The sequence below is a fragment of the Streptomyces gelaticus genome, from assembly GCF_014649535.1.
In the GTDB taxonomy this organism is placed as follows: domain Bacteria; phylum Actinomycetota; class Actinomycetes; order Streptomycetales; family Streptomycetaceae; genus Streptomyces; species Streptomyces gelaticus.
Genome location: NZ_BMTF01000015.1, coordinates 56230 through 80329, shown reverse-complemented (window position 1 = coordinate 80329; position 24100 = coordinate 56230). Strand labels below are relative to the sequence as shown.

General features: G+C 71.5%; 20 protein-coding genes, 1 tRNA gene and 4 pseudogenes. 12 read left to right on the top strand and 13 right to left on the bottom strand.

Annotated elements, in window-relative coordinates; genetic code table 11:
- Positions 1 to 9 precede the first annotated feature (9 nt).
- The 4 genes and pseudogenes from IE107_RS21475 to IE107_RS21460 form a co-directional block, all read right to left on the bottom strand.
- Positions 10 to 402 carry a hypothetical protein gene (locus IE107_RS21475; protein WP_189545462.1) on the bottom strand — a complete coding sequence of 131 codons (393 nt, stop codon included), beginning with the start codon at positions 400 to 402 and terminating at the stop codon, positions 10 to 12.
- On the bottom strand, positions 399 to 1082 hold the full coding sequence (locus IE107_RS21470) for a Rieske (2Fe-2S) protein (protein ID WP_189545461.1): 684 nt from the start codon (positions 1080 to 1082) through the stop codon (positions 399 to 401). The genes IE107_RS21475 and IE107_RS21470 overlap by 4 nt, the downstream gene beginning before the upstream one ends.
- Positions 1079 to 1476 (bottom strand): annotated as a pseudogene (locus IE107_RS21465) (4Fe-4S dicluster domain-containing protein); the annotation flags it as partial. The pseudogene IE107_RS21465 and the gene IE107_RS21470, both read right to left, overlap by 4 nt.
- Positions 1474 to 1647 (bottom strand): annotated as a pseudogene (locus tag IE107_RS21460) (molybdopterin-dependent oxidoreductase); the annotation flags it as partial. The pseudogenes IE107_RS21460 and IE107_RS21465, both read right to left, overlap by 3 nt.
- Positions 1648 to 1821: 174 nt before the next feature.
- On the opposite strand from IE107_RS21460, the gene IE107_RS21455 reads away from it, so the two are divergent.
- The 3 genes from IE107_RS21455 to IE107_RS21445 all read left to right on the top strand — a co-directional run bounded on the left by IE107_RS21455 (position 1822) and on the right by IE107_RS21445 (position 5082).
- On the top strand, positions 1822 to 2979 hold the full coding sequence (locus IE107_RS21455) for a low temperature requirement protein A (RefSeq protein WP_189545460.1): 1158 nt from the start codon (positions 1822 to 1824) through the stop codon (positions 2977 to 2979).
- A gap of 46 nt (positions 2980 to 3025) precedes the next feature.
- Positions 3026 to 4177 (top strand): P1 family peptidase, encoded by a 1152-nt coding sequence (locus IE107_RS21450; RefSeq protein ID WP_189545459.1) that lies wholly within the window; start codon positions 3026 to 3028, stop codon positions 4175 to 4177.
- A 134-nt stretch (positions 4178 to 4311) separates the two neighbouring features.
- On the top strand, positions 4312 to 5082 hold the full coding sequence (locus tag IE107_RS21445) for a DUF6227 family protein (protein ID WP_189545458.1): 771 nt from the start codon (positions 4312 to 4314) through the stop codon (positions 5080 to 5082).
- Positions 5083 to 5199: 117 nt separating this feature from the next.
- Here the strand turns inward: IE107_RS21445 and IE107_RS21440 are convergent, their stop codons facing one another.
- Positions 5200 to 6774, bottom strand: coding sequence for an MFS transporter (locus IE107_RS21440; RefSeq protein WP_189545457.1), 1575 nt, complete (start codon positions 6772 to 6774; stop codon positions 5200 to 5202).
- A gap of 91 nt (positions 6775 to 6865) precedes the next feature.
- Here IE107_RS21440 and IE107_RS21435 point away from each other — a divergent pair, with 91 nt between their 5' ends.
- Positions 6866 to 7828, top strand: a complete 963-nt coding sequence (locus IE107_RS21435; protein ID WP_189545456.1) for a helix-turn-helix transcriptional regulator — start codon at positions 6866 to 6868, stop codon at positions 7826 to 7828.
- 145 nt (positions 7829 to 7973) lie between these two features.
- On the opposite strand, the gene IE107_RS21430 is transcribed toward IE107_RS21435, so the two are convergent.
- Positions 7974 to 8972: a sigma-70 family RNA polymerase sigma factor gene (locus IE107_RS21430; protein ID WP_189545455.1), complete on the bottom strand. Its 999-nt coding sequence runs from the start codon at positions 8970 to 8972 to the stop codon at positions 7974 to 7976.
- Positions 8973 to 9108: 136 nt separating this feature from the next.
- Between IE107_RS21430 and IE107_RS21425 the strand changes: the two are divergent.
- Both IE107_RS21425 and IE107_RS21420 read left to right on the top strand, forming a co-directional pair.
- Positions 9109 to 9512: pseudogene (locus tag IE107_RS21425) on the top strand (GNAT family N-acetyltransferase).
- 72 nt (positions 9513 to 9584) lie between these two features.
- Complete coding sequence (locus IE107_RS21420; RefSeq protein WP_189545454.1) at positions 9585 to 10619, top strand: questin oxidase family protein; 1035 nt, start codon at positions 9585 to 9587, stop codon at positions 10617 to 10619.
- 30 nt (positions 10620 to 10649) lie between these two features.
- Here the strand turns inward: IE107_RS21420 and IE107_RS21415 are convergent, their stop codons facing one another.
- Complete coding sequence (locus IE107_RS21415; protein WP_189545453.1) at positions 10650 to 11429, bottom strand: dioxygenase family protein; 780 nt, start codon at positions 11427 to 11429, stop codon at positions 10650 to 10652.
- A gap of 138 nt (positions 11430 to 11567) precedes the next feature.
- Between IE107_RS21415 and IE107_RS21410 the strand changes: the two genes are divergently transcribed.
- Positions 11568 to 12080, top strand: coding sequence for a MarR family winged helix-turn-helix transcriptional regulator (locus IE107_RS21410; protein WP_189545452.1), 513 nt, complete (start codon positions 11568 to 11570; stop codon positions 12078 to 12080).
- 103 nt (positions 12081 to 12183) lie between these two features.
- Here IE107_RS21410 and IE107_RS21405 read toward each other — a convergent pair whose 3' ends face one another.
- A complete protein-coding gene (locus IE107_RS21405) occupies positions 12184 to 13716 on the bottom strand; it encodes an MFS transporter (protein ID WP_189545451.1) in 1533 nt (510 codons plus the stop codon).
- Between the two features lie 167 nt (positions 13717 to 13883).
- On the bottom strand, positions 13884 to 14546 hold the full coding sequence (locus IE107_RS21400) for a TetR/AcrR family transcriptional regulator (RefSeq protein ID WP_189545450.1): 663 nt from the start codon (positions 14544 to 14546) through the stop codon (positions 13884 to 13886).
- Positions 14547 to 14840: 294 nt separating this feature from the next.
- Between IE107_RS21400 and IE107_RS21395 the strand changes: the two genes are divergently transcribed.
- Positions 14841 to 16118, top strand: a complete 1278-nt coding sequence (locus IE107_RS21395; RefSeq protein ID WP_189545449.1) for a M6 family metalloprotease domain-containing protein — start codon at positions 14841 to 14843, stop codon at positions 16116 to 16118.
- 34 nt (positions 16119 to 16152) lie between these two features.
- On the opposite strand, the gene IE107_RS21390 is transcribed toward IE107_RS21395, so the two are convergent.
- Together IE107_RS21390 and IE107_RS21385 are read right to left on the bottom strand one after the other, a co-directional pair.
- Complete coding sequence (locus IE107_RS21390; RefSeq protein ID WP_189545448.1) at positions 16153 to 17910, bottom strand: class I adenylate-forming enzyme family protein; 1758 nt, start codon at positions 17908 to 17910, stop codon at positions 16153 to 16155.
- A 77-nt stretch (positions 17911 to 17987) separates the two neighbouring features.
- A complete protein-coding gene (locus IE107_RS21385; protein ID WP_189545447.1) occupies positions 17988 to 18575 on the bottom strand; it encodes a TlpA family protein disulfide reductase in 588 nt (195 codons plus the stop codon).
- A gap of 677 nt (positions 18576 to 19252) precedes the next feature.
- On the opposite strand from IE107_RS21385, the gene IE107_RS21380 reads away from it, so the two are divergent.
- Together IE107_RS21380 and IE107_RS21375 are read left to right on the top strand one after the other, a co-directional pair.
- Positions 19253 to 19768, top strand: a complete 516-nt coding sequence (locus IE107_RS21380) for an SRPBCC family protein (protein WP_189545446.1) — start codon at positions 19253 to 19255, stop codon at positions 19766 to 19768.
- A gap of 199 nt (positions 19769 to 19967) precedes the next feature.
- A tRNA-Arg gene (locus IE107_RS21375) sits at positions 19968 to 20043 on the top strand.
- 67 nt (positions 20044 to 20110) lie between these two features.
- On the opposite strand, the pseudogene IE107_RS35180 reads toward IE107_RS21375, so the two are convergent.
- Positions 20111 to 20384: pseudogene (locus IE107_RS35180) on the bottom strand (site-specific integrase); the annotation flags it as partial.
- Between the two features lie 404 nt (positions 20385 to 20788).
- On the opposite strand from IE107_RS35180, the gene IE107_RS21370 reads away from it, so the two are divergent.
- Both IE107_RS21370 and IE107_RS21365 read left to right on the top strand, forming a co-directional pair.
- Positions 20789 to 22288 carry an immunity 49 family protein gene (locus tag IE107_RS21370; protein WP_189545445.1) on the top strand — a complete coding sequence of 500 codons (1500 nt, stop codon included), beginning with the start codon at positions 20789 to 20791 and terminating at the stop codon, positions 22286 to 22288.
- Between the two features lie 252 nt (positions 22289 to 22540).
- Positions 22541 to 23371 carry a YhjD/YihY/BrkB family envelope integrity protein gene (locus tag IE107_RS21365; protein WP_189545444.1) on the top strand — a complete coding sequence of 277 codons (831 nt, stop codon included), beginning with the start codon at positions 22541 to 22543 and terminating at the stop codon, positions 23369 to 23371.
- A 42-nt stretch (positions 23372 to 23413) separates the two neighbouring features.
- On the opposite strand, the gene IE107_RS21360 is transcribed toward IE107_RS21365, so the two are convergent.
- Complete coding sequence (locus tag IE107_RS21360) at positions 23414 to 24037, bottom strand: hypothetical protein (RefSeq protein ID WP_308434247.1); 624 nt, start codon at positions 24035 to 24037, stop codon at positions 23414 to 23416.
- Between the last annotated feature and the right edge of the window lie 63 nt (positions 24038 to 24100).

Sequence of the window (24100 nt, the reverse complement as noted above, 5' to 3'; positions counted from 1 at the left end):
CGGCGGTGGTCAGCGATCCTTCGGGTCGATCAGCCACAGCCCGAGAACGACGAGGAACGAGAGGCAGAGGAAGCCGGCACCCCACCAGGCCGTGCCGGTGTGTCCCTCCATCCATGCGTCGATGACGACGGTCAGGCCCCAGAGCTGTCCGACGACCACCGTCATGGCGAGGGCAAGCCGGGCCGTCAGCTTCGAGGACCGCTCGGGCTCCTGGTCGGTGCCCGCCCCCGGACCGGGGCCGGTGCGGCGGACCCTGGGGTCGCCGTAGCCGCTGGTGGCACGGATCTGCGGATAGCGCTCGTGGACGGGCCGGTTGAGTTCGGGGCGAACACTTCCCGGGTGGTACTCCGGGTACGCCGGATACTCCGGCTCCTGGTTCCGGGACTGCCGGGCGTCGGTCATGACCGCCTGCCGGAGGTGTCGGCCCCGGTCCCGGCCCCGGCCCCGAACGACGGGCCCTCCGCGCCGCCGCCCTTGACGGCGGGACAGCCGATACGGGAGGCGAGGTCCGGGTGGTTCTCCCCGAGTTGACGGCACAGGCCGTGTTCGACGCTCTCACCCGAGCGGGTCGTGCCGACCGCCCAGATGCTGCCGTCGGCCTGTTCGGTCAGCACCACCTTGGGCAGCGCACGGGGCGGTGGCCCGGCGGTGACCTCACCGGTGCGGGCGTCGAAGATGCCCTCATGGCAGGGGCAGTACAGCTCGCCCTCGGTACCGCGGTCCTTGCGCCAGAGCACGGCACAGGCGAGATGGGTGCAGATCGCCGAGTAGCCGACGAGGGTGCCGTCGTCCAGCCGGACGGCGACCGCCCGGTCCTCCTCGTCGGGGTAGCGGAAGGCGAGGGACTCACCGGGCAGGAGCTGAGTGGCGATCCGCTTCGGCGAGGGTGCCTTGGCGTCGTCGGGGTCGCCGTGGCGCGGCAGGATTCCACCTGCCACACCGAGGCCGCCGACGGCGAGTCCGCCGGAGACGGTCGCCACGATCCGGAGGTAGTCGCGCCGGGTGGTGAGGGAGTCGGCGGCGATCCGGTCGCTCAGGGCCTCGCGCGGATCGCCGGAGGACGGCTGGTCGGTGACGCTCATCGGCGGACGTCCTTCCCGTTGATCTCGACGACAGGAAGGCCGCCGGGCACCGGCCACCGCATCCGCTCTGCCGGCACGACCATGGCCACGCCGGTGCGTACCTCGCTCCGCCCGAAGGTGAAGGTGTCGGCGACCTGGACGCCGGGGCGCTCGGCCTGGAGCTCCTCGACGGTCCCGTAGAACAGCGCTCCGGTCGGGCAGACGGTCGCGCACATGGGGGCGAGACCGTAGGCGGTGCGGTCGTAGCAGAGGTTGCATTTCATCTGCAGCTTCGCCCGGAGGTCGATCTTCGGGACGCCGAAGGGGCAGGCGTTGACGCAGTTGGCGCACCCGATGCAGCAGGCGGACACCACCCGCTGCATCGGGTGGTGTCCGCCTGCTGCACCACCCCGCCGTAGCTCTGCTGGATGCGTTCGATCTCGGCGACGGTGAAGTCGAGCGCCTCGTCCCAGGAGACCTCGCGGAAGTCCTCGTCACGGGAGCGGCGCATCAGCGGGGCGGTGAGCCGTTCGGGGTGGTTGACCTGCTGGTACGCGTTGATTCCCTTGGGGCACAGCCGCATCCGGGGGGGGCGGGCTGCGCGGCTGCGGCGGAGGGCTCTGGCGGCTCTGTCACCCTGCCAACGTAGGGTCGTACATGATGGTTGGTCCTGTTTTGCGGCTCGGCCGGGTGACCTGCGTCGACCATACGGGGCGTCCCCCGTTCGGCATGGCCGAGCCCGTCTGGTGTGCTGGTTCCCATGCCCGTAATGACGGCTCGCAGCCGCACCGAGAAACATCGCGCCTCCACTCCGCTGGAGCTCTTCTTCGACCTCTGCTTCGTGGTCGCCGTGGCCCAAGCGGGCGCGCGGCTGGTCCATGCCGTCGCCGAGGGCCACGCCCTCACCGGAATCGGCAGCTACGCGGCCGTCTTCTTCGCGATCTGGTGGGCCTGGGTCAACTTCAGCTGGTTCGCCTCGGCCTACGACACCGACGACCCGCTGTACCGCGTCGTCACGCTCGTCCAGATCACCGGGGTGCTCGTCCTCGCCGCCGGAGTGCCGCGCGCCTTCGACGCGGGCGACTGGACGGTCGTCGTCATCGGCTACGTGGTGATGCGGCTCGCGCTGACCAGCCAGTGGCTGCGCGCCGCGCACTGCACCCGGGGCGGGGAGCGGCGCGTCGCGCTGCGGTACGCCATCGGGATCACGGTGGTGCAGCTGGGCTGGATCGCCATGCTGCTGCTGCCCGCCGACTCGCGCGGAGCCCTTACCGCCGTCTTCGTCGTGCTCGTGCTCGCGGAGCTGTCCGTTCCGGCGATCGCCGAGCGTGACCGCTCGACGAGCTGGCATCCGCAACACATCAGTGAGCGCTACGGGCTGTTCACGATCATCGTGCTGGGCGAGACCATCGCGGCGGCCACGGTCGCGGTCCAGCAGTCGGTGTACGAGCACGACGCACTCGGCGACCTGCTGCCGATCGCCGCGGGCGGGCTGCTGATCGTCTTCTCCGCCTGGTGGATCTATTTCGCCGTGCCGATCCATGACTACCTGCGCGGGAGCAGGGAAGCGTTCCTCTGGGGATACGGACACTTCCTGATCTTCGGTTCCGCGGCCGCCATCGGCGCGGGCATCGAGGTCGCGGTGGAGGAGGCCGTGGGCAAGGCCCACGTCTCGGACACCGTGGCCGCCGCCGCGGTGACCATTCCCTCCGCGCTGTTCCTGCTGACGGTGTGGGCGCTGCACGCCCGCCACTTCAAGCGCGACCTCGCGGAGCAGCTGTCCCTCCCCGTGGCCGCGCTGGCGATCCTGGCCTGTACGTTCGCCGGCGGGTGGGCGGTGTTCACGGCCGGTCTGGTGGCCGCGGCGGCCGTGGCCGTGGGGGAGCTGCTGTCCCGGCGGCCCGCCGAGGCCGAATGAGCGCACGTGGACGGCCGGCGACGGCTCGCGCAGTGAGGAGCACGCAATGACGGAAGAACCCCGAGGGCCGGCGGGCCCCTCCGCCCCGCCGGACGCGGCCGGCCCGGACGCCCCCGGTCCGCTCGACGCCCTGACCGATGTCGCGGGGCTGCGGGTCGGCCACGCGCAGGTGCCGGGCGAGGGCGCACTGAGCGGCACCACCGTGGTCCTCGCCCCCGAGGGCGGTGCGGTCGCGGCCGTCGACGTACGCGGTGGCGGCCCCGGCACCCGGGAGACCGACGCGCTCGATCCCCGCAATCTGGTGCAGCGCATCGACGCCGTCGTGCTCACGGGCGGCAGCGCCTACGGCCTGGACGCGGCGTCCGGGGTGATGGCCTGGCTGGAGGAGCGGGGGCGCGGGGTGCGGGTCGGCCCCGATCCGGCGCAGGTGGTGCCGGTGGTTCCCGCCGCTTGCGTCTTCGACCTGGGGCGGGGCGGCGACTGGCGGGCCCGCCCCGACGCCTCGACGGGCCGCGCGGCGGTGGAGGACGCGGCGTCCGCGGGTCCGGGGGCGCCGGTGGCCGAGGGCGGCGTGGGCGCCGGCACGGGCGCGGTCGCCGGCCGCCTCAAGGGCGGCGTGGGCACCGCGAGCGTCCGGCTGGGCTCCGGGATCACAGTGGGCGCGCTCGTCGTGGTCAACGCGGCGGGCTCGGTGGTCGATCCGCGTACCGGGGTGTTGTACGGGGAGTACGGCGCCGCCGAACCCCCGGTGCACCCGGCGCCCGAGGTCCTCCGCGCGGCGGAGCGGCGCCTCGCCGAGGCGCGGGAGGCGGACGCACGGCCCCCGCTGAACACCACGCTCGCCGTCGTCGCCACCGACGCCGACCTCACCCGGGCCCAGGCGCACAAGCTCGCGGGGACGGCGCACGACGGACTGGCGCGCGCCGTCCGCCCCGTACATCTGCTCACCGACGGGGACACCGTTTTCGCGCTGGCCACCGGCGCCCGGCCGCTGGATCCGCAGAATCCGATCGCGCTCAACGAGCTGCTGGCGGCCGGCGCGGACGTGCTCGCGCGCGCCATCGTGAAGGCCGTCCGCGCAGCTCAGAGCGTGGACGGCCGCCCCGGCGGCGGCTGTTACCCCTCGTACAGCGACCTCTACGACCCCCCGGGGCCGGCGGGCGACAGCCGTGCGGGCGCCGACTCGGCTGTCGGGTAAGGAAGTTCGGACGAATCAACAGGAACCATCTGCGTGCGCCATACGTTTTTCTGAACCCCGGTCACGATGTCAGACCCAGGGACTACGTTATGCACGCATCAAGTAACACGCGGCAACGGCCTGGAGACAGCACCTTGAGCGATCCGTACGAGACAACCGAGCAGCACCTCGAGCGACTCCTGCGACGGGCACTCAACTCTTTCGACCTGCCCGACGACACGGTCGAGAGACTCGGTACCGCGCTCGCCCACAGCAGTTCCCTGCACTCCTCGCACCACAGTTCCGTACTCCACCGCGAGACCTACCGGCACACGTATCTGCTGTCCGACGGCACCCCTCTCACCCTGTGGGAGCTGGTGCACGGAGGTCCGCGGAGCGCGGCGGACCCGCGGCTGCGGACGGAGCCCGACCTCATGCACCACGAGCTGTACGACGACGAGGCCGATGCCCGTGTCGCGGCCGCCAGGCTGACCGGAAGCTTCGGCGAGGTCCCGGTGTTCGGGGACGACGGGTCCCAGGCCGACCTGGAGATACTGACGGTCCTGATGACGGCTCCCCCGGCCCCGCTCCCCCGGATGTACGCCCCGGACAACTCCGCCGACCACGCCCGCCGCGTCCTGCGCCGCGCGGAGAACAGCGACAGTCCCGGCGAGGAGACCGCCCGGCTGCTGCGCGCCGCCTTCGCCCACCACATCACCCAGGTCTTCGGCCGGCAGTGCCGGGTGGACGGGCGGGACGCCGGATTCACCCTCTACGAGCACGCCTTCCTGCTCCTCGACGGCAGCGAGACGAGCCTGTGGGAGGTCGAGCACACGGCCACACCGGACGGCCGTCACATGTGCGAGGTGTACGGCGACGAGGACACCGCGCGCGGAGCCATGGAGAGCCGTACGCGCATCTGCTGACCGGGCTCCGGGCCCCGAAACCGGCCCGCACACGGACACGGACACGCAGGTGCCCGCACCCCCCGGGGGTGCGGGCACCGTCGTCTCATCCTCGTCCCTCGTCCCGGCGGAGGCCGGTCACGGCGTCAGAGCGGGCTCCTTGACGCTCCCGGAACCGCCCGCCGTGTCCACCGCATCCGCGACACCCGCCGCGTCCACGGCCCCGTCGCCGCCCTCCATGTGCTGCCGCGGCCGCGCGGGCAGCGCGAACATCACCAGGAAGATCACCGCGAGCACCCCGGCCACCCACCACAGCGAGTGCCGGAACGCCTCCGCGAACGCCGGTCCCACCTCCTGCGGCGCCAGCCGGTCACCGATCGCGCCGAGGAAGACGACCGAGACCAGTCCGAGCCCGAGCGCATTGCCCATCTGCTGCACGGTGTTGATCAGCCCGGAGGCCGAACCGGAGTGCTCCTTGGGCACCTCGGAGAGGACCATGTCCGTCAGCGGCGCCACGATCAGGCCCATCCCGAGGCCCATGACCACCAGTGGCAGCGCCATCTGCCAGGACGTGATGCCCATGCCGTACCGGTCGGACTCCCAGATGTAGAGGAGCAGGCCGGCGATCATCAGCAGCGCGCCGGTCTGGAGGACCTTGCGGCCGAAGCGGGGTACCAGCTTCTGTACGGAGATCCCGGCGGCGCACGACACGGCGATCGAGAACGGGATACCGGTCGTGCCGGCCCGCAGCGCGCTCCAGCCGAGGCCCATCTGCATGTAGAGCGTCCAGACCAGGAAGAAGATGCCGAGCCCGATGCCGAAGGTCAGCTGCACCGCGATGCCCGCGGCGAAGCTCTTGACCCGGAACAGCGACAGCTCGACCAGGGGTGACCCGTCCCTGCGCGCCTTCGCCCGCTCGAACATCACCAGGACCAGGAACACCAGCAGGCTGCCCGCCATCGACAGGTGGCCCCACAGCGGCCAGCCCAGCTCGTGGCCACGGGTCAGCGGGTAGATCAGCATCAGCATCCCCAGGGTCACCAGGGCGACGCCGACCAGGTCGAGCCGGAGCGCCTTCGGGGCCTTGGACTCGGCGATGAACTTCCGGCCGAGGACCAGGCCGGCGATGCCGACGGGCAGGTTGATCAGGAAGATCGGCCGCCATTCGAGACCGGCGATGTTCCACTCGGTGAGCAGCGCGCCCAGCAGCGGCCCCAGCACGGCGCCGAGGCCGACGATCGCTCCGAAGAGCCCGAAGACCTTGCCCCGCTCGTGCGCCGGGAAGGTGGCGTGCACGATCGACAGCACCTGCGGAACCATCAGCGCGGCGGTGCCGCCCTGGAGGATCCGGGAGGCGACCAGCATCTCCGGGCCGGCGGCGAAGCCGCAGAGCGCGGAGGCCAGGGTGAAGCCGCCCATACCGATGAGGAACAGCCGCTTGCGGCCGTAGATGTCACCCAGCCTGCCGCCGGTGATCAGTCCGGCTGCGAAGGCCAGCGAGTAGCCGGCGGTGATCCACTGGATCGAGCTGAACGAGGCGCCGGTGTCCTCGCGGATGCTGGGGATGGCGATATTGACGATCGTGACGTCGACCAGGTCCATGAAGGCCGCGGTCATCACGATGGCGAGCGCGATCCAGCGTCGCCGGTCCGACGGGTCCGAGGACTCCGCGGGCGCGGATGCCGTGGACGGCAGAGATGAGGAAGAAGTCATGGGGAGAAGTTAGACAGCCATTAGGCCGTTCCATGACCTAATGGATGCGCACCCTGGTGAGACGACCGACACCCCGGCAGAAGGCGAGGCCATGACCGACACCCCGGCACGACTGCTGAATCTGCTGTCGCTCCTCCAGACTCCCCGGGAGTGGCCGGGCAGCGAGCTCGCCGAGCGGCTCGATGTCAGCCCGCGCACCATCCGCCGCGACATCGACCGGCTCCGCGAGCTGGGCTATCCGGTCGAGGCCTCGCGCGGATCCGTCGGCGGCTACCGGCTCGTCGCGGGCACCGCGATGCCGCCGCTGCTCCTCGACGACGAGGAGGCGGTGGCCATCGCGGTGGGCCTGCGGGCGGGGGCCGGGCATGCCATCGAGGGGGTGGACGAGGCTTCCGTACGGGCGTTGGCGAAGCTGGAGCAGGTGCTGCCCTCGCGGCTGCGGCACCGGGTCTCGACCCTGCAGAACGCGACGATGCCGCTGACCCGAGGCGACGGCTCGACCATCGACCCGAGGACGCTGACCGTGATCGCTTCGGCGGTCACCGGGCAGGAGCGGCTGCGGTTCGCGTACCGCGCGGGCGACGGCGCCGAGACGAAGCGGGAGGCCGAGCCGTACCGGCTGGTTAGCACCGGGTGGCGCTGGTATCTCGTCGCGTACGACCTGGGGCGCGGGGCCTGGCGCACGTTCCGGGTCGACCGGGTGAGCGAGCCGTTCGCGACCGGGGCCCGGTTCGCGGCGCGCGAGCTGCCCACGGGTGACGCCTCGGAGTTCCTCGCCGGTTCCATCGCCCGGCGGCAGCCGCAGCTGGCGGTCGACGTGAGCTTCGCGGCCCCGGCGGACTTCGTGTCCGCGCGGCTGCCCGCGTCGATCGGCCCGTTGGAGCCGACCGGCGAGCACAGCTGCCGGCTGCGGGCGGTGCTCGCGGACTCGCTGGAGTGGGTGGCGCTCCGACTGGCGCTGGTGGACTGCGAGTTCACCGCACATGAGCCACCGCAGCTGGTGGACTACCTGGGCGATCTGGGCGCACGCCTGGCCCGCGCGGCAGCCCGCTGACCCCGTCTCGGGGGCGGGCGGGGTCATGAAGGAAGCGCACCGGTCATGAAAAGAATGAGCCCCGGCGCCAGGGGGGGGTGGGCGCCGGGACTCAGCTCAGGGGGTCACGCGAAGCGACCCATTTCGGAGGTTACTGGACGAAGACTCACGCCGCAGCGTCAAAACCCGTGTCGTGGGCCATTCGCTTCAGTTCGAGCAGCGCGTGCTTCTCGATCTGGCGGATCCGCTCCCGGGTCAGCCCGTGCTGCTTGCCGACCTCGGTGAGGGTCCGCTCGCGGCCGTCCTCGATGCCGTACCTCATACGGATGATGGAGGCGGTGCGGTTGTCGAGCTTGCCGATCAGGTCCTCCAGCTCCTCGCTGCGCAGCAGTGTCATCACCGACTGCTCGGGCGACACCGCGGAGGTGTCCTCCAGCAGATCGCCGAACTGGGTCTCGCCCTCGTCGTCCACGGACATGTTGAGGCTGACCGGGTCGCGGGCCCAGTCCAGGACGTCGCCCACGCGCTCCGGCGTGGAGTCCAGCTCGGCCGCGATCTCCATGTGCTCCGGCTCGCGGCCGTGCTCGCGGTTGAACTCGCGCTGCACCCGGCGGATCCGGCCGAGCTCCTCCACGAGGTGGACGGGGAGCCGGATCGTACGGGACTGGTCGGCTATGGAGCGGGTGATGGCCTGACGGATCCACCACGTCGCGTACGTGGAGAACTTGAAGCCCTTGGCGTAGTCGAACTTCTCGACCGCGCGCACCAGGCCTGCGTTGCCCTCCTGGATCAGGTCGAGCAGGGGCAGCCCGGCCCGCGGGTAGCGGCGGGCGACGGCAACGACGAGCCGGAGGTTGGAACGGATGAACATGTCCTTGGCGCGCTCGCCCTCGGCGACCAGCGCCTCCAGCTCCTCGCGCGTGGCTCCGCCGGCTTCGCTGTCCACCTCGCCGTCGAGTATCTGCCGGGCATAGACGCCCGCCTCGACGGTCTGCGACAGCTCGACCTCCTTGGCGGCGTCGAGCAGCGGCGTACGCGCGATCTCGTCCAGGTACATGCCGACCAGGTCGCGATCGGCGATCTCTCCGCCCGAGGCGCGAACACTGCTTGCCCGGCTGGTCCCACCGGTGGTGGACGAACGACGGGCGACGGCACGGGTTGCCATGCGTGCTCCCTTGCTGAGTAGGTCGCGACACCCTTCCGGGTGCCCTGCATCCGATGGAAACAACGACTGGAATCAGGACAGAATTCCCACGCCTGGCATTCATTTTCGCGATCATGCAGTACCCTGTGCCGCCGCGATGGGAGTACGCACGCCGGAGCGTCCCACAGAAGCGCAGGTCAGGCCGGGCGTCGAGGGTGATTTGGTGGCGCTCACGGACATCTACCACCATTACGTACGTGAGACCGCGCTCACATTCGACACGGACCCTCTCACCCCTGAACGGCGGCTGCCGTGGCTGCGTTCCCACCCTGAAGACGGCCCGCACCGTCTTCGGGTTGCTCAGGATGTCCGGGTTGTCGGCCCCGCCTCGCTCCTGGGGCGGGCCCGTACGCGGGCGTCACCCAGCCCGACGACACCTCCGGACGGCTGCACGAGTGCTTCGGTTTCCGTCATGCCGGTACGTACGACGAGGTGCGCCGGAAGTCCGGCAGGTACCGGGACGTGGCCCGGTACGAGAGGCGACTGGGGCCACAGCCCTAGTCCCCGGGCCGGTGGCGATCCGGGTCCCCGGTCCGTTACGCCGCGCGTACCGCGCACCTAGCGTGCTCCCGTATGGACGACACGAGGAACACCGCGGACGACACCACCGGCACGCTCGACGAGGCGCTGGAACGCCTCCACGCCTCGGGCCCCGAACGCAACGGCTGGCTGAGCAATCACGGCCCGATGGCCGTCGAGGCGCTGGTCCGGCACGGCCAGGCACCGGCCGTCCACCGCTGGCTCGACCACTACAGCCACAAGCTGGAGGAGATGCCGGACACCTCGATGCGGGTGACGGCGGAGAACTGGCGCGAGGCCCTCGGCGACCCGCGCCGGATCGCCGACTGGACGGTGTACTTCGAGCGGCAGACCGCCGAGCGCCCCTGGCTGGACGTCCTCGCCGAGTGGTGGCCCCGGCTGCTCCCCGGCATCGCTGCGGGCGCCACCCACCCCGTGATCCGGGTCGGCCACTCGGTACGCACCCTGCTCGTCGGCGAGGCGACCGCACCCCGGATCACCGAGCTGGCCCACGGCCTCGGCTACTGGGCCGCCCGCCATCAGCCGCTGCCCGCGCTGACCCCGCTCGCGCCCGCACCCACCGCGATGGCCGCGCTCGACGCCGTACCGCCGGTGCCCGCGCAGGACGGCGGCATCCGGGACCGGCTGGCGCAGCTCACCGCGTTCCCGGTGTGGCCGCAACGGCTCACCGGCGACCCGGACGAGGCACGGGTCCGGCTGACCGAGCTGGTGCGGGCCGCGACCCACCGGTTCGCCACGCACGGGCACGGCGAACCGGTCATGCTGGTGCACGCCGCCACCGCGCCCAATGCCGTGCTGCGAGCCCTGCCCGCGCTCCCCCGCACCCTGTGGGCGCCGAGCCTGGAGGCGGCGTGGGCGGCGAGCGCCGCGGTAACCGCCGCGTACAGCCCGGCCGAGGCCGCCCCGTACGCACCGGCGGACGCGTCCGCCGACGAGCTGTTCGCGCGGGCGGCGGCGCACGGCGACGACCACACCATCAAGTTCACCGACACCGCGCTGGACATCGGCGACGAGACGGCCCTCGCCGCCGCGCTCCGCTCGATCGAGCTGAACCCGCCGGTCCTGTGACCGGGACCGGCGGATCGACAGGGGCAGGGCTCAGCCGAACTGCACCGACCGCTTCGCGAGCCCCATCCAGAACCCGTCGATGATGCTGCGTCCCCTGTCCAGCTCGCCCTCCGAGGCACCGAGCGTCACGAAGAGCGGCGCGAAGTGCTCGGTGCGCGGGTGGGCCAGCCGGCCGGCCGGGGACTTGCGCTCGAAGTCGAGGAGCGCGTCGATGTCCTGCGCCTGGAGCGCCCGGCTCCCCCAGTCGTCGAACTCCGCCGACCAGCCGGGGATGCCGCCCGCGTGCCGCAGGGCGGCCAGGTTGTGGGTGAAGAAGCCGCTGCCGACGATCAGGACGCCCTCGTCGCGCAGCGGCGCGAGCTTGCGCCCGATGTCCATGAGCTTCTGCGGGTCCAGCGTCGGCATGGAGATCTGGAGCACGGGGATGTCGGCGCCCGGGAACATCTCCACGAGCGGGACGTACGCCCCGTGGTCGAGCCCGCGGTCCGGGATGTCCTGGACCGGCGTACCGGCACCGCGCAGCAGCTTGCGTACGTTCTCCGCCAGCTCCGGGGCGCCCGGGGCGGCGTACTGCACCTGGTAGTAGTGCTCGGGGAAGCCCCAGAAGTCATAGACGAGCGGGACCGTCTCCGTGGCCCCGAGGGCCAGCGGGGCCTCCTCCCAGTGCGCGGAGACCATCAGGATCGCGCGGGGGCGGGGCAGCGCGTCGGACCAGGCGGCCAGTTCGCCGGGCCAGACCGGGTCGTCGGCCAGCGGCGGGGCGCCATGGGAGAGGTAGAGGGCGGGCATGCGCTCCGCGGTGACTGTCATGGCACTCCCCATCCACTGCTGATCCGGGTAAGTCTTCTACTGGCGTCTTTTTGAGAAGGAAGGGTTCTTTAATCTTCAAGCTTCCCTCTCCGGAGACCTTAGCTCTATCTAGTTCAACTTTCAAGAAAAGGTCGTACAGTGGAGTACATGACCACGGCACCCACCGGTGAGCCCCGCTGGCTCTCCGACGAAGAGCAGAGCGTCTGGCGCGCGTATCTCCATGCCACCACGCTCATGGAGGACCACCTCGACCGCCAGTTGCAGCGCGATGCCGGCATGCCGCACATCTACTACGGTCTGCTCGTCCAGCTCTCCCAGGCCCCCCGCCGCCGGAAGCGGATGACGGAACTGGCCAAGGACGCCAAGATCACCCGCTCGCGGCTCTCGCACGCCGTCGCACGCCTGGAGAAGAGCGGCTGGGTGCGCCGCGAGGACTGCCCGTCCGACAAGCGGGGCCAGAACGCGGTCCTCACCGACGACGGCTACGAGATGCTGCGCCGGTCCGCGCCGGGCCATGTCGACGCCGTACGCCAGGCCATGTTCGACCGGCTCACGCCCGAGCAGGTGCGCTCGCTGGGCGAGATCATGCAGGTGGTCGCCGCCGGACTGCAGCCGGAGGGCACGGACGCGGATCTCCCCTGGCTGCGCTGAGGCGCGCGCGTACCGACACGGCTGTGCCCCGGTTCCGGTCGAAGGCCCGACCGGAACCGGGGCACAGCCGCGTTCACTTCGCCTTCGCGTCACGCACCGGCGTTCAGTGGGCGACGACCGGGACCTTGAACTCGTCCTCGACGCCGTCCGCGTCACCCGAACCGGAGGATCCGGTCACCGGGCCCGCCGCGGGACGCCCGGCGTTGATGAGGGTCACCGCGATCGCGGAGGCCACTGCCAGGATGCCGACGGCCCACCAGATGGCACCGGTGAAGCCGTGCACCATCGACTGGAGCTTCAGCAGCTCCGGGTTCCTGGCGCCGAGCGCGGCGTGCGAGGAGGCGTACGCCGTCGCCGCCGATGCGGCGATGGTGTTCAGCAGCGCCGTACCGATCGCGCCGCCCACCTGCTGCGAGGTGTTGACCATCGCGGACGCGACACCCGAGTCCCGGGGCTCGACACCGTGTGTGGCCAGCGACATCGCCGGCATGAACGCCGTACCCATGCCGAGGCCCAGCAGCAGCTGCGCGGGCAGGATGAGTCCGACGTAGGAGGAGCCGATCTCCAGCTGGGTCAGCAGCAGCATGCCGACGGCCGCGGCCAGGAAGCCGGGGCCCATCAGCTTGCGCGCCGGGACCCGGGTCATCAGCCGGGCACCGATCTGCGTCGAGCCCGTGATCATGCCCGCGATCATCGGCAGGAAGGCGAAACCGGTCCTGATCGGCGAGTAGCCCTTCACCACCTGGAGGTAGTACGTCAGGAAGAGGAACAGCCCGAACATCGCGATGACGGCCAGCCCCAGCGAGAGGTAGACGCCACCGCGGTTGCGGTCCAGCACCACGCGCAGCGGCAGCAGCGGCGACTTGACCCTGGACTCGGTCAGGACGAAGGACAGCAGCAGCACACCGGACGCGACGAACATGCCGATGGTCAGCCCGTCCGACCAGCCGGCGGACTCGGCCCGGGTGAATCCGTACACCAGCGAGACCAGACCCAGCGCGGACAGGACGACGCCCGGGATGTCGAGCGGCGAGCGGTTGCGGCTGCCGGACGGCTCACGGATCACGAAGTACGCGCCCGCGGCCGCGACGACGGCGAACGGGATGTTGACGAAGAACGTCCAGCGCCAGTTCAGCGCCTGGGTCAGGAAGCCACCGAGGATCAGGCCGACGGCGCCGCCGCCACCGGCGATCGCGCCGTAGATGCCGAACGCCTTGGCGCGCTCCTTGGCATCGGTGAACATCACGGCGAGCAGCGACAGGGCCGCCGGGGCGAGCAGCGCCCCGAAGACGCCCTGGAGCGCGCGGGAACCGAAGAGCATGCCCTGGTTCTGCGCCGCGCCACCGAGCGCGGAGGCCAGCGCGAAGCCGATCAGGCCGACGACGAAGGTCCGCTTGCGGCCCCAGAGGTCGGCGACCCGGCCGCCGAAGAGCAGCAGCCCGCCGAAGGCGAGGGCGTACGCCGTGATGACCCACTGCTTGTTGGCGTCGGATATGCCCAGGGCCGTCTGGGCGTGCGGCAGCGCGATGTTCACGATCGTGGCGTCGAGCACGACCATCAGCTGCGCGAGGGCGATGAACGCCAGCGCTTTCCAGCGACTGGGGTCCGGGAGTCGGGTATCGGCTGTTTTTGACATGGAGGTATCCACCTAAGAACGCGCATGCACGCGCACGCACGCGAAGAGTCGTGAACCGGGATGCCGGTGAATGGGCGGGTGGTGAAAGGGATGGCGAAAAGGGAAGGAATGGTCAAGGCGCGGCCGACGCGTCACCAGGCGCCTGGTTCAGGAGCCCGGCGCGGGGGTCATGGCCGGCGCCGCAGATCCTCCAAGGTCGCTGCCGTTCCCGGCAGTTCGGACCGGGCCGGGGCCTGAAGTCCGTCCAGGAACAGCTGTAGATGGCGGTGGGTGAACCGGTCGATGTCCAGGCAGCCGGTGCCGGGCAGTGGCCGGGTGAGCTGGGAGAGGGCGACGAGTACGTCACCGACGGCGATGTCGGTGCGCAGCCGCCCCGCTGACATGGCGCGCGACACGAGCCCCTCGACGGCCTCTTCGAGGCGCCGGCGCTCGGCGAGCAGTTCGGGATGGTCCTTGTCGAAGCCGCCGGAGAGCATCGGGCACAGCGCCCCGATCCGCTCGTCGGCCGCCGCGTGCACGAAGCGGCTGAGCGCGGCGAAGGGGTCGGCCTCCGCGTCCGCCGCCTCTTCCGCGCGGCCGGTGGTCCGGGAGGTGACCGCGAGCACGACCTCGTGCACCAGCGCGGCGCGGTCGGGGAAGTTCCGATAGAGAGTGGCGTTGCCGACACCGGCGCGCCTGGCGACCTCGTCGAGCGGCACATCGGGCCCGAACTCGACGAACATCTCCCGCGCGGCCGTCACGATCCGCTCCCGGTTGCGCAGCGCATCGGCCCGCGGACGCGACGTCCGGGGCTGCGTCGCTCCGGTGGCGGTGCGGCTGGCGGTGTCCACGACGGCTGTCCTCTTCTCCTGCGGCGATCCCCGCTCTCCACGGCGACCGCACGGCAACCCCTGGGCGACCTCTTCCCGTAACCGGGGACCGCCTCCCCGTTTCACGGGGACACGAGTTCAAACGGGGAAACTGTCCCCGGTTATTTCCCACCATTATGTGACCTGAGTCACATGATCGGGGCGGAAGATCAACCGAACGGCGCACCCAACGAGCGGCGCCGCACCACCCGCAACAGGCTGATCCGCAGAGCGCAGTCAGGGCCGGCCGGCTGCCGCGGACCCCGAGGCGCCTGTATGCAAAAGCCCCGCCGCCGGATACGCAACCACCGCCACCCGATCGCGCTCGCCTCCGCAACAGCCCTGGTCATAGCCGTAATGGCCACGGCCAGCAACACGCTTCCGACAGCCGGCAACGCCTCGGCGGGCCCGGTGGCCACCGCCCGTTCGGCAGGCGTGGCCGCGTGCCGGCTGACCGCGACCACGGGCGTACAGATGTCGGAGGGCATGCCGACGCAGGAGAGCTACGCCCGCTCCACGGGCAAGGTCCGCGCACTGAACCTGATGATCGACTTCCCGGACGCACCCGGCGCCGGTTCCGCGATGGACCGGTACGCCGAATTCTTCCCGCAGACCACCGCCTGGTTCCGGACCGCGTCGTACGGACGGCTCACGTACGTCCCCGAGACCCCGCTCAAGTCCTGGCTGCGGATGCCACTGCCGTTCTCGGAGTACGGGGTGGACCGGGGCTCACCGTACGAACCGGGCTATCGCCGCCTCGTCGAGGACATCGTCTCCGCCGCCGACCCGAAGGTGGACTTCGCCTCGTACGACCTGGTCAACATCCTGGTCACACCGAACGCCGGGCCCTCCGCCCTGGACACCGTCCTGTCCGTGACCTTCTCCGGCAACGACGAATCCCCGCGGGCGGACGGCGTCCCGCTCGCCAACGCGTCCTTCATCTACAGCCGCCAGGACGACGGCTCGGGATCGTACAAAAAGACCGGATACCGTGTCCTGCCGCACGAGAACGGCCATGTCTTCGGCCTCCCCGACCTCTACACGATGGAGGGCGGCGGCTCGGTCGGGCACTGGGACATCATGTCCGAGGACTGGGGGGCCGACAACGACCTGCTGGGCTGGCACAAATGGAAGCTCGGCTGGCTCGACAACAGCCAGATCAGCTGCGCCGCCCGGTCCGGCACCAGCGACCACGTGCTCGGGCCGCTGGCCACCCGCGGCGGCACCAAGCTGGCTTTCGTACCGCTGAGCAGCGAGTCCGGTTACGCGGTGGAGGTACGCACCAAGGCCGGCAACGACCACGCGGTCTGCAGGCCCGGCGTACTGATCTACAAGGTGAGCTCGAACATCGACACCGGACAGGGCCCGGTGTCGGTCGCGGACAGCACCAAGCGCGGCACCGGCTGCACCCGGCTGCCCAATGTGCACGCCGCGCTCTCCGACGCCACCTTCCGGCCCGGCGAGACCTTCACCGACCGGACCAGCGGGATACACATATCCGTGGTCGACAAGGACAAGAAGGGCAACTACCGGATCCGCATAACCCGCCCCTGACCACAGCCCCGCCGCGACCGCCCGACCGCACCGCTCACCCGCCGCGGACCTCCGCCTCGACGGTCCCGCGCAGCTCGCGCTTGAGGACCTTCCCGGCCGGATTCCGGGGCAGCGGCTCCTCCCGTACGAGCACATGGGCCGGAACCTTGAACGCGGCCAGCCTGCGCCCGACATGCGCCCTCAGCTCCTCGGCCGTGACACCGGCACCGGCCCGCAGCCGCACGACGGCGGCGACCTCCTCGCCCAGAACCGGGTGTGCCACCCCCAGCACCGCCGCGTCCTCGACGTCCGGGTGGTCGTGCAGCACCGCCTCGACCTCCATGCAGTACACGTTCTCCCCGCCGCGGATCACCATGTCCTTGATCCGGTCGACGACGCAGACCCGCCCCTCCCGCACCACGGCGAGATCACCGGTCCGGAACCAGCCGTCGGCGAACGCCCGGCCGGTCGCCGCCTCGTCGCGCCAGTAGCCGCGGAACAGGGACTGGCCGCGCAGCCACAGCTCACCGACCTCACCCTCGGGCAGCGGCTCGCCCGCGGGCCCGGCGATCCGCACCTCGGTGGCGGGGGTCGGGCGGCCGACGCTGTCCGGGTGGAGCCGGTACTCGGCGCCGAAGTTCGCCAGGACGCCCCCGCAGGTCTCGGTCAGCCCGTATCCGTTGCGGGGTTCGATACGGTCGCCGTACCGGGCGGTCAGCCGGGTGACCAGATCGGGCGGGGCGGCGGCCCCGCCGGTGTTCAGCATCTGCAGGCTCTCCAGGCCGTCGCCCGCCTGCTCGGCCGCGGCGAGCAGCTGGAGCGCGGTCGCCGGAACACCGGCGTAGTGGGTGACACCGTGCTCGCGGATCAGCCGCAGCGCCTCCTCTGCGTCCCACTTCCGCATCAGGACGAGGGTGCCGCCCGCCGCCATCGCCGCGTAGAAGCCGGTGAACGCGGCGACATGGAAGAACGGGAACGTCAGCAGCGACACCGGGGCGGGCCCCTGCCCCGGGACGACCCCGCGGCCGAGCGCGGAGGCCGCCGCGTGGAAGCGCGGGTTGATCACCGCCCCCGCCTGGGCGAGATGGGTGGCGACCACGCCCCTGGGACGGCCGGTGGTGCCGGAGGTGTAGATGATCGTCGCGTCGTCCTCGGGCCGGATCTCGACCTCGGGGGGCCCGACGAGCGGATCGGGGGCGGGCAGGTCCTCGTACCGCTCGGCACCGTCCGGGAGCGTCTCGTCCCCGTGGAAGACGAGCACGCGCGCCCCGTTCTTCGCCGCCCACCCGGCGACCCGGGGCAGCCGCTCGCCGTCCACCAGGAGCACCCGTGGCCCGCAGTCGTCCAGCGCGTACGTGAACTCGTCCTCGGTCCACCAGGCGTTGAGCGGCACGGCGACCAGGCCGGCCAGCTGCGCCGCCCAGAAGGCGATCTGCCACTCGGGGTGGTTGCGCATCGCGACGACGGCCCGGTCGCCCCGGCGCAGCCCGTACGTCCCGGTCATCCGGCACGCCAGCGCCGACGCGGCGGCGAAGAACTCGGCGTACGAGTAGCTGCGCTCCCGGGAAACCAGGAACGGCCGGTCCCCGAAGGCCCAGGTGGTCTCCATGAACTCCCGGAGCGTCCGCGGCCCGTCCGCGTACACGAGCGAGCCGGCGTGTGCCCCGTCCTCCACTCGCAGCACGGCGAACGGGGCGCCCGGCCCGGTCAACGCGGCTTCGACACGGCCGGCGCCCCTCGGGTCGGAGCCGGGGGCAGGGCCGGGGGCGGCGGGGGCGGGGTCGGTGTGCGGCACGAACGACCTCTCCAGCATCTGAGCGCTTGCTCAGCCATCGGTACATTCGCGACGCTATGCCCGCACCCGCCCCCCGTCAAGACATCCCGGCCCGCTCAGCGCTTGGCAGGAGAACCGGCCCGCGCGGCGGCGACAAGACCCTCCAGACGCCCTTCCTTGACGGCCCCGGACATCGACGCGGCGACCCGCCCCCGCTCGTCCACGACAAGGGTGACCGGCAGCTTCTGGGTGCTCAGCACGCCCTTGGGCAGCGAAAGAAGGTGCTTCCCCCCGGGGTCGAGCACGCTGGGGTAGGGCATGTGGAACTCACGGGCGAAGGCACGCGCCGCATTGGCGGTACCGTCCCGGTTCAGCCCCAGGACGACGACGCCCTGGTCCTTCATCTTCTGGTGGTAACGCACCAGAACCGGGGTCTCCTCGCGGCAGGATTCGCACCAGGAGGCCCACGCGTTGACCACGACGGTCTTCCCCGCGTAGTCGGCGAGCCGCACCGGGCGCCCGTCGACATCCGTCCCGGTGAGGTCCGGCGCGGCGGGACGGTGCGCACTGTCTATCGTCAGCGTGCCGTCCTTGCCCCGGTGGAAGCCCGTGGGCGTGCCCGGACTGCCTCCGATCGAGATCCCGACGATGAGAGCGACGGCGCAGGCAAGGGCAGCCAGAAAGGGAACAAGAGGGCGTTTCATGGGGGGTCCTTCGGGGCGGCGTCGGTCAGGCGCCGCCCGACGTCCGGGCCGGGGGCTCCCGAACCCACGCCCCGCCGCTTCCCCCGGCCACCCGTGCGGCGGCCCCCGGCACTCCGGGAGGCCCCGGAATCCGCGGTGCGGTGCGGACACGGCATGCGGGCATACGGAAACACCCCCGCGCATGCTGAACAACGGTTCTTGCTGGTCAGTCAGAACGGTACGCCCACCCCCAACTCCCCCGGCGAACAGCCCCCTTGTCACAGCACGCGCCGCCACTGCCGCTGGGCAGCCCGGCGTACCGGGCACCCCGGGGCCGCTTCCCGCCCCGGCCATTGCCCGCGCGCGAAGTGGGTCTTCAATGCGCGGTACCCGCCGACCCGCACCGAACTCGGCTTCCTGGAGGCGGAGGTAACGTTCCAAGCGGACAGCGGCGGCTCCTTCGGGGGCGTCACGGCCGCGGCGGGGGCCTTCGCCGCGGTCCCGGGCCGGTGGCGCGTCGCCGATGGCGTGATCGCGACTGCGGTCGTGGCGGACTCGGCCACCTCCTGGAAGTCTGGGCGGCGCCCCTCCCGCGCCACGCCGCCCGGTCCGCACCTCGCGGCCCGACCCCCGCGAACCACCCCCGATTCCCACAACAGCCCATTCCACAGCCACTTTCATGCCCAGGAGGAAGAACCATGCGTATCGCCGATGCCCGTGTGGAGTGCGTGACCGAGATCGCCGCCCCGCCGCAACGGGTGTGGGAGCTGGTCTCGGACATCTCCACCTCGGCCCGGTACAGCCCGGAACTGCAGGAGGTGGAGTGGCTCGACGGGGCCGAAGGGCCCGCGGTCGGCGCCTGCTTCTCCGGCCGCAACCGCAACGACGGCCTGGGAGAATGGCGCACGGTCAGCCGTGTCGCGCAGATGTCGGACCGGCGTGCCTTCCAGTGGGAGGTCGTCTACGACAACGACCGGCACCACGGCGAGCCCCTGGCCGTCTGGACGTACACCCTGGAACCACTCGCGGACGGCTCCGGCACCCGCCTGCGACACGGCATGCACCTCGGCTCCGCCCGCGGCCCACTGCACGACTTCATCGACCAGCACCCGGAGCGGGAGGAACAGATCGTCGACGGCCGCCTCGCCCTGCTCCGCACGGGCATCGAGACGACACTGGCCGGGGTGAAGGCGGAGGCGGAGGCGGAGCTGTAGCCGGGGCCCCGCGCCACCAGGCATCCGGCTGGGGGCCGGCACACACAACCGCCCGCCCCCAGCCCCCGCCCGAGCCCCGATCCGGTACCCTGTGGGTCGAGCGCCCCGGGCGGGCACTGCGATGTGCTGCACCGACTCACCCGCCACCACAAACCAGCGACCGACCCCGAGACGCTCAGGGCAGTCAAGCCCCGCCTTCGCCTTCGTAGCTCAGGGGATAGAGCACCGCTCTCCTAAAGCGGGTGTCGCAGGTTCGAATCCTGCCGGGGGCACCAGCCAAAAGGCCCTGGACCGATCATGGTCCGGGGCCTTTTGACGGCACCATTTGACGGCAGTCGCGTCTCAGGAGCCTGGCAGACGGCGCCTGAGCAGCCGGTCCATGTGGCTGATCGCCTCACGCTGGGTGTCCTGCACGACGTGCGTGCGACGGACTCGGCGACGCGGGTGAAGGAGCGGTAGACGTTCCGCGGCTCGACCTGGCGGCCGGTGCGGGTGGTGAAGACGTAGCCGGACTCCTGCCACTGATCCGCCGACTTGGCCCGAGCAACCGCCTGCCGCATCCGCTGTCGGCGAAGAGGCGCGAGCACAGGGCGGGCAGCGGGGCGGCCCGGCGGCGGCTCCGCCCGACGAAGTCAGCGAGCGCATGTCCGAGGTCTACACGATCAGGCTCATGGATGCCCTGGACAGCAACGACCCCACGCACGAAGCCACGACGACAAGCAACTCATTCCAGCGGGGTAGGACTTTCCCTGCTTCATCAAGGCCCGCGCGCGGCGCGGCCAGCCGGGGCGCAGACAGGAGGCAGGCCGTCCCTCGACCCGGCGCGCCATCCGGTCGTCGTCATGGGCGATGCCGCGTCGGCGGCCACCTGAGCGGCTGCCAAAGGGCCCAAGACCGGCTGTGGCGGCCCCCCTTGGGTCCTCCAGCGGAACCCGGCCCGGAACCGGCAGGAACCGGCTCGGAGGCCGGGCCGCCCGCCCGCCCGCACACCACCTTCGTGACCTTCGTAGAGTCGGGGAGATGAACCCGGACCACACTCCCGACACCGACGAACTGCTGCGCGGTACGTACGCCCGGCTGCTGCCCGCCGACGCGATCACCGCCGAGATCGCCGGCTCCCTCCGCTACGCGCGGCTCGTAGCCGACGGCCTCGTGTTCGCCTATGCCCTGGACCGTCCCACCGATGTGCGGCTCCTCACCGACCCTGACGTGGAGCGCGTCGGCCTGGAGGAGTTGGGGCGGGCGGCGTACGAGAATCTGATGCGCGTACCCGTCACGCACGAGGAGGTCCCCGTCGAGGGGGCGATCCTGCATTCCCTCTACGGTGACTCGCACTTCGTCGGCAGCCAGGCCCTGTTCCTGTCCGCCGCGGTCCGGCAGGTCACCGGTGAGTCGCTGCCGCACGCCGGTGCCCTCGTCGTCATGCCGAGCCGTCACAACCTGGTGTACCACCCGATCGCCGACGGCACGGTGGTCGACGCCGTCAACGCCCTCGCGGCCTACGCGCTGGGGGCCTACGAGGACGGGCCGGGCGCGCTGTCCCCGCGGGTCTACTGGTGGCACCGCGGCAGCCTGACGTCGATCACGTTCATCGACGAGGGCACCCGGTCCTTCTCCGTCCAGCCGCCGCCGGAGCTGCTCGGCCTGATGAAGGGCCTGGTCCGTCTCGACCGCGCCGGCCGGCTCGCCACCCGTGCCGCCGCCACGGCGCCCGCTCCCGGCCTCGCCGAACTCACCCGCGCCACGGCCGAGTCGATAGCGGGTCTTTCCCGGGACCCGGCCGCCGGCGTGGGCGACGCCTTCGCCTCCGCCGTCGCCCACGCCCTCGCCCACTGCGCCGCCGATCCCAGGGCGGCGGGGATCGACACGTGGGATGCCTGGGCCACCGCCGTACAGCTCGGCTCCGCCCTGTTCACCGGTGCGCGGCCGCAGGAATGCCGGCTGGGCGAAGACCTCGTCCGGCAGTTGCCGACCACTCCCGCCGCACCGCCCGCAGACGCCCGCGCCTGGCTCGACGCCCTCTACCTGGCGATCGTGTGCCGCGAGGACGACCGGATCCGGCGACTGTGCCAGGTACCGCTGGAGACGCTGCGGCAGGACGATTCCGCCGACACGTATGTGCTGTGCTGGATCGACACCCTGCGGACCTTCTTCTCCGGGCGCGACTCCATGGACGGGGTCGTGGAGAAGCTGGTCGCCACGATGAAGGCGTCCGGGCCCGACGAGGTGACCTGCGCGCCGATGGAGTTCGTGAACGCGATCGACTACCAGCCGGTCGCGCTCTTCCACCGGCTCATCGCCCGGGACCACGACAGCTTCGCCGAGGCGCTCGCCGAAGCCCTCACGGAGCACGGCGCCTACTGGGGCGAGTCGGCGGCACCGCGCGCCCAAGTGGCCCTGGGGGCACTGGCGATGGCGAGTCTCGCCTTCGACTACGGGTTCCCCGTCGCTCCGGACCGGCCGCACCTTCCCCGGTACCTGCTCAACCGCGAACGGATCGAGCAGATCCCCGGCGCCTGACACCGGCCCCGGGCCGCCCGTCCCGCCGGGGCCACGGTGCCGGGGTCGATTGGACGGCCATCCGGATGCCGACTGGTGTACGCCGTACGAGGGAACGGCGGCCCGACCTGTGCGCGGGCCGCCGCGCCCCGGGGCGACGGGGCCCGGAGGACAGCATGCTCGGTGGACCGCATGCTCGGTGGACCAGGCGAACCACCGGCAGAAGGACGCGGAGAAGACGGAGGCGGAGGCGGAGGCGGAGGCGGAGGCGGCATGGTGTTCCCGGCGTGGCTGGAGCGGCTGCGCGGCCGTGTCGAGCAGCACTTCCCCGTTGTGAGCGAGCTGACGGCCCGGTTGCTGTCCGCGAACCTCCTGGATGCGGCGACCCGGCTCGCCGCCCAGGCATTCCTGGCATCCGTACCCCTGTTGTTCGCGTTCGCCGCCTTCGCGCCACTCGCCGTCCGCAACCAGTTGCTGGAGTCCCTGCGCGCCATGTTCGGCCTGACCGGTCAGGCGAACAAGGAACTGAGCCAGGTCCTGGAGAGCTCCCCCGACAACAGCCTGAACGAGACCAGCGGCACCATCGGTCTGGTGGTGACGCTGCTCTCCGCCACCAGCTTCAGCCGCGCCATGGCCCGCGTCTGCGAGCGGGCGTGGCGGCTCCCGAGGGCGGGCACGAGGATCGCGGCCTGGCGCTGGATCGTATGGCTGCCCGTACTGGTGCTGGTCGTCCTGTTGCAGGGCCCCATCCGCAATGGCTTCGGCGCCGGCCTGTGGCTGGGCGTCCCGTTGCTCTTCCTCGTGAGCACGGGTGTGTGGCTGTGGACACAGCACCTGCTGCTGGCCGGCCGTGTCTCCTGGCCGCCGTTGCTGCCCGGAGCGGTCCTGGCCGCGGCCGCCACCAGCGCCCTCGCGCTGACCGCCTCGCTCTACATGCCGACCGCGCTCGATCGCGCCCTGCACGAGTACGGTTCCCTCGGCCTGGTGCTCACACTGCTCTCCTGGCTGATCGTCGTGTGCGCCGCGGTCACCTTCGCGGTGACGATCGGTGCCGTGCTGGCGGAGGCACCGCCACTGGACCGGTTCCTGAATCGTCGGCCGTGACGGCTTCAGCGGCGCTTTCTGCCGTGCCCGTCGCTTCGACCGTCACGGCTTCGCCGTCAGGTCGCCCACGGAATCCGCGTAGTAGGCCGACTCGGCCAGGTGGAAGGCGAGTTGGCGGAAGGTCCAGCCCGTGCCGGCCGAGCGGTCGAGCTCGTCGGGCGTGAGGGCGTCCAGGCGGTTCGCCCAGATCCTGCCCAGGCGGGTGAGCCTGCTGCGCGCCTCGTCCAGGTCGGCCTCGGTGAACGGGGCGAGGTCGGCCGCGGTGGTGGTCGCCGAGGCGTGCCAGTGGTCGGGCTGCGTGTCCTCGCCCACGAGCCGCGCCTCCATCTCCGCGAGATGGTCGACCATGTGGTCGGCGACGCGGCGGATCGCCTTGTGCGGGGTGTAGAGCCGGTCACCGGCGGGGACCGGGTGGCCGTCCCAGGCGGTCCAGGTCGCGGCGAGGGCCAGGACGTGGTCGACCATGGCCGTCAGGAGCCGAGCGGGGTCACGGTCGTCGGTCGCCGGGACCTCGTCGGCGGTGTCGGGAGTACGGGCGGACGTGCCGGGCGTGCGAGCGGAAGTGCCGGGCGTGCGGGCGGACGTGCCGGGTGCGGCAAGGGCGTTCGGCGCGGTGGCGGTGGCGGTGGCGGTGGCGGTGGCGGGAGCATGCTCGGTGTTCGTCATGGCCCGACGCTAGATCCGGAACGCTTCGGCCCCCGCCGAACCGTCCCGTACCAGGACGCCGTC

Excerpts from the sequence above, each read along its gene's own strand:
- IE107_RS21440 (WP_189545457.1), bottom strand. The coding sequence starts at position 6,774 with ATGACTTCTTCCTCATCTCTGCCGTCCACGGCATCCGCGCCCGCGGAG.
- IE107_RS21470 (WP_189545461.1), bottom strand. The coding sequence starts at position 1,082 with ATGAGCGTCACCGACCAGCCGTCCTCCGGCGATCCGCGCGAGGCCCTG.
- IE107_RS21450 (WP_189545459.1), top strand. The coding sequence starts at position 3,026 with ATGACGGAAGAACCCCGAGGGCCGGCGGGCCCCTCCGCCCCGCCGGAC.
- IE107_RS21365 (WP_189545444.1), top strand. The coding sequence starts at position 22,541 with ATGGTGTTCCCGGCGTGGCTGGAGCGGCTGCGCGGCCGTGTCGAGCAG.
- IE107_RS21395 (WP_189545449.1), top strand. The coding sequence starts at position 14,841 with ATGCAAAAGCCCCGCCGCCGGATACGCAACCACCGCCACCCGATCGCG.
- IE107_RS21385 (WP_189545447.1), bottom strand. The coding sequence starts at position 18,575 with ATGAAACGCCCTCTTGTTCCCTTTCTGGCTGCCCTTGCCTGCGCCGTC.
- IE107_RS21415 (WP_189545453.1), bottom strand. The coding sequence starts at position 11,429 with ATGACAGTCACCGCGGAGCGCATGCCCGCCCTCTACCTCTCCCATGGC.
- IE107_RS21455 (WP_189545460.1), top strand. The coding sequence starts at position 1,822 with ATGCCCGTAATGACGGCTCGCAGCCGCACCGAGAAACATCGCGCCTCC.
- IE107_RS21435 (WP_189545456.1), top strand. The coding sequence starts at position 6,866 with ATGACCGACACCCCGGCACGACTGCTGAATCTGCTGTCGCTCCTCCAG.
- IE107_RS21390 (WP_189545448.1), bottom strand. The coding sequence starts at position 17,910 with ATGCTGGAGAGGTCGTTCGTGCCGCACACCGACCCCGCCCCCGCCGCC.
- IE107_RS21370 (WP_189545445.1), top strand. The coding sequence starts at position 20,789 with ATGAACCCGGACCACACTCCCGACACCGACGAACTGCTGCGCGGTACG.
- IE107_RS21405 (WP_189545451.1), bottom strand. The coding sequence starts at position 13,716 with ATGTCAAAAACAGCCGATACCCGACTCCCGGACCCCAGTCGCTGGAAA.
- IE107_RS21360 (WP_308434247.1), bottom strand. The coding sequence starts at position 24,037 with ATGACGAACACCGAGCATGCTCCCGCCACCGCCACCGCCACCGCCACC.
- IE107_RS21380 (WP_189545446.1), top strand. The coding sequence starts at position 19,253 with ATGCGTATCGCCGATGCCCGTGTGGAGTGCGTGACCGAGATCGCCGCC.
- IE107_RS21475 (WP_189545462.1), bottom strand. The coding sequence starts at position 402 with ATGACCGACGCCCGGCAGTCCCGGAACCAGGAGCCGGAGTATCCGGCG.
- IE107_RS21430 (WP_189545455.1), bottom strand. The coding sequence starts at position 8,972 with ATGGCAACCCGTGCCGTCGCCCGTCGTTCGTCCACCACCGGTGGGACC.
- IE107_RS21420 (WP_189545454.1), top strand. The coding sequence starts at position 9,585 with ATGGACGACACGAGGAACACCGCGGACGACACCACCGGCACGCTCGAC.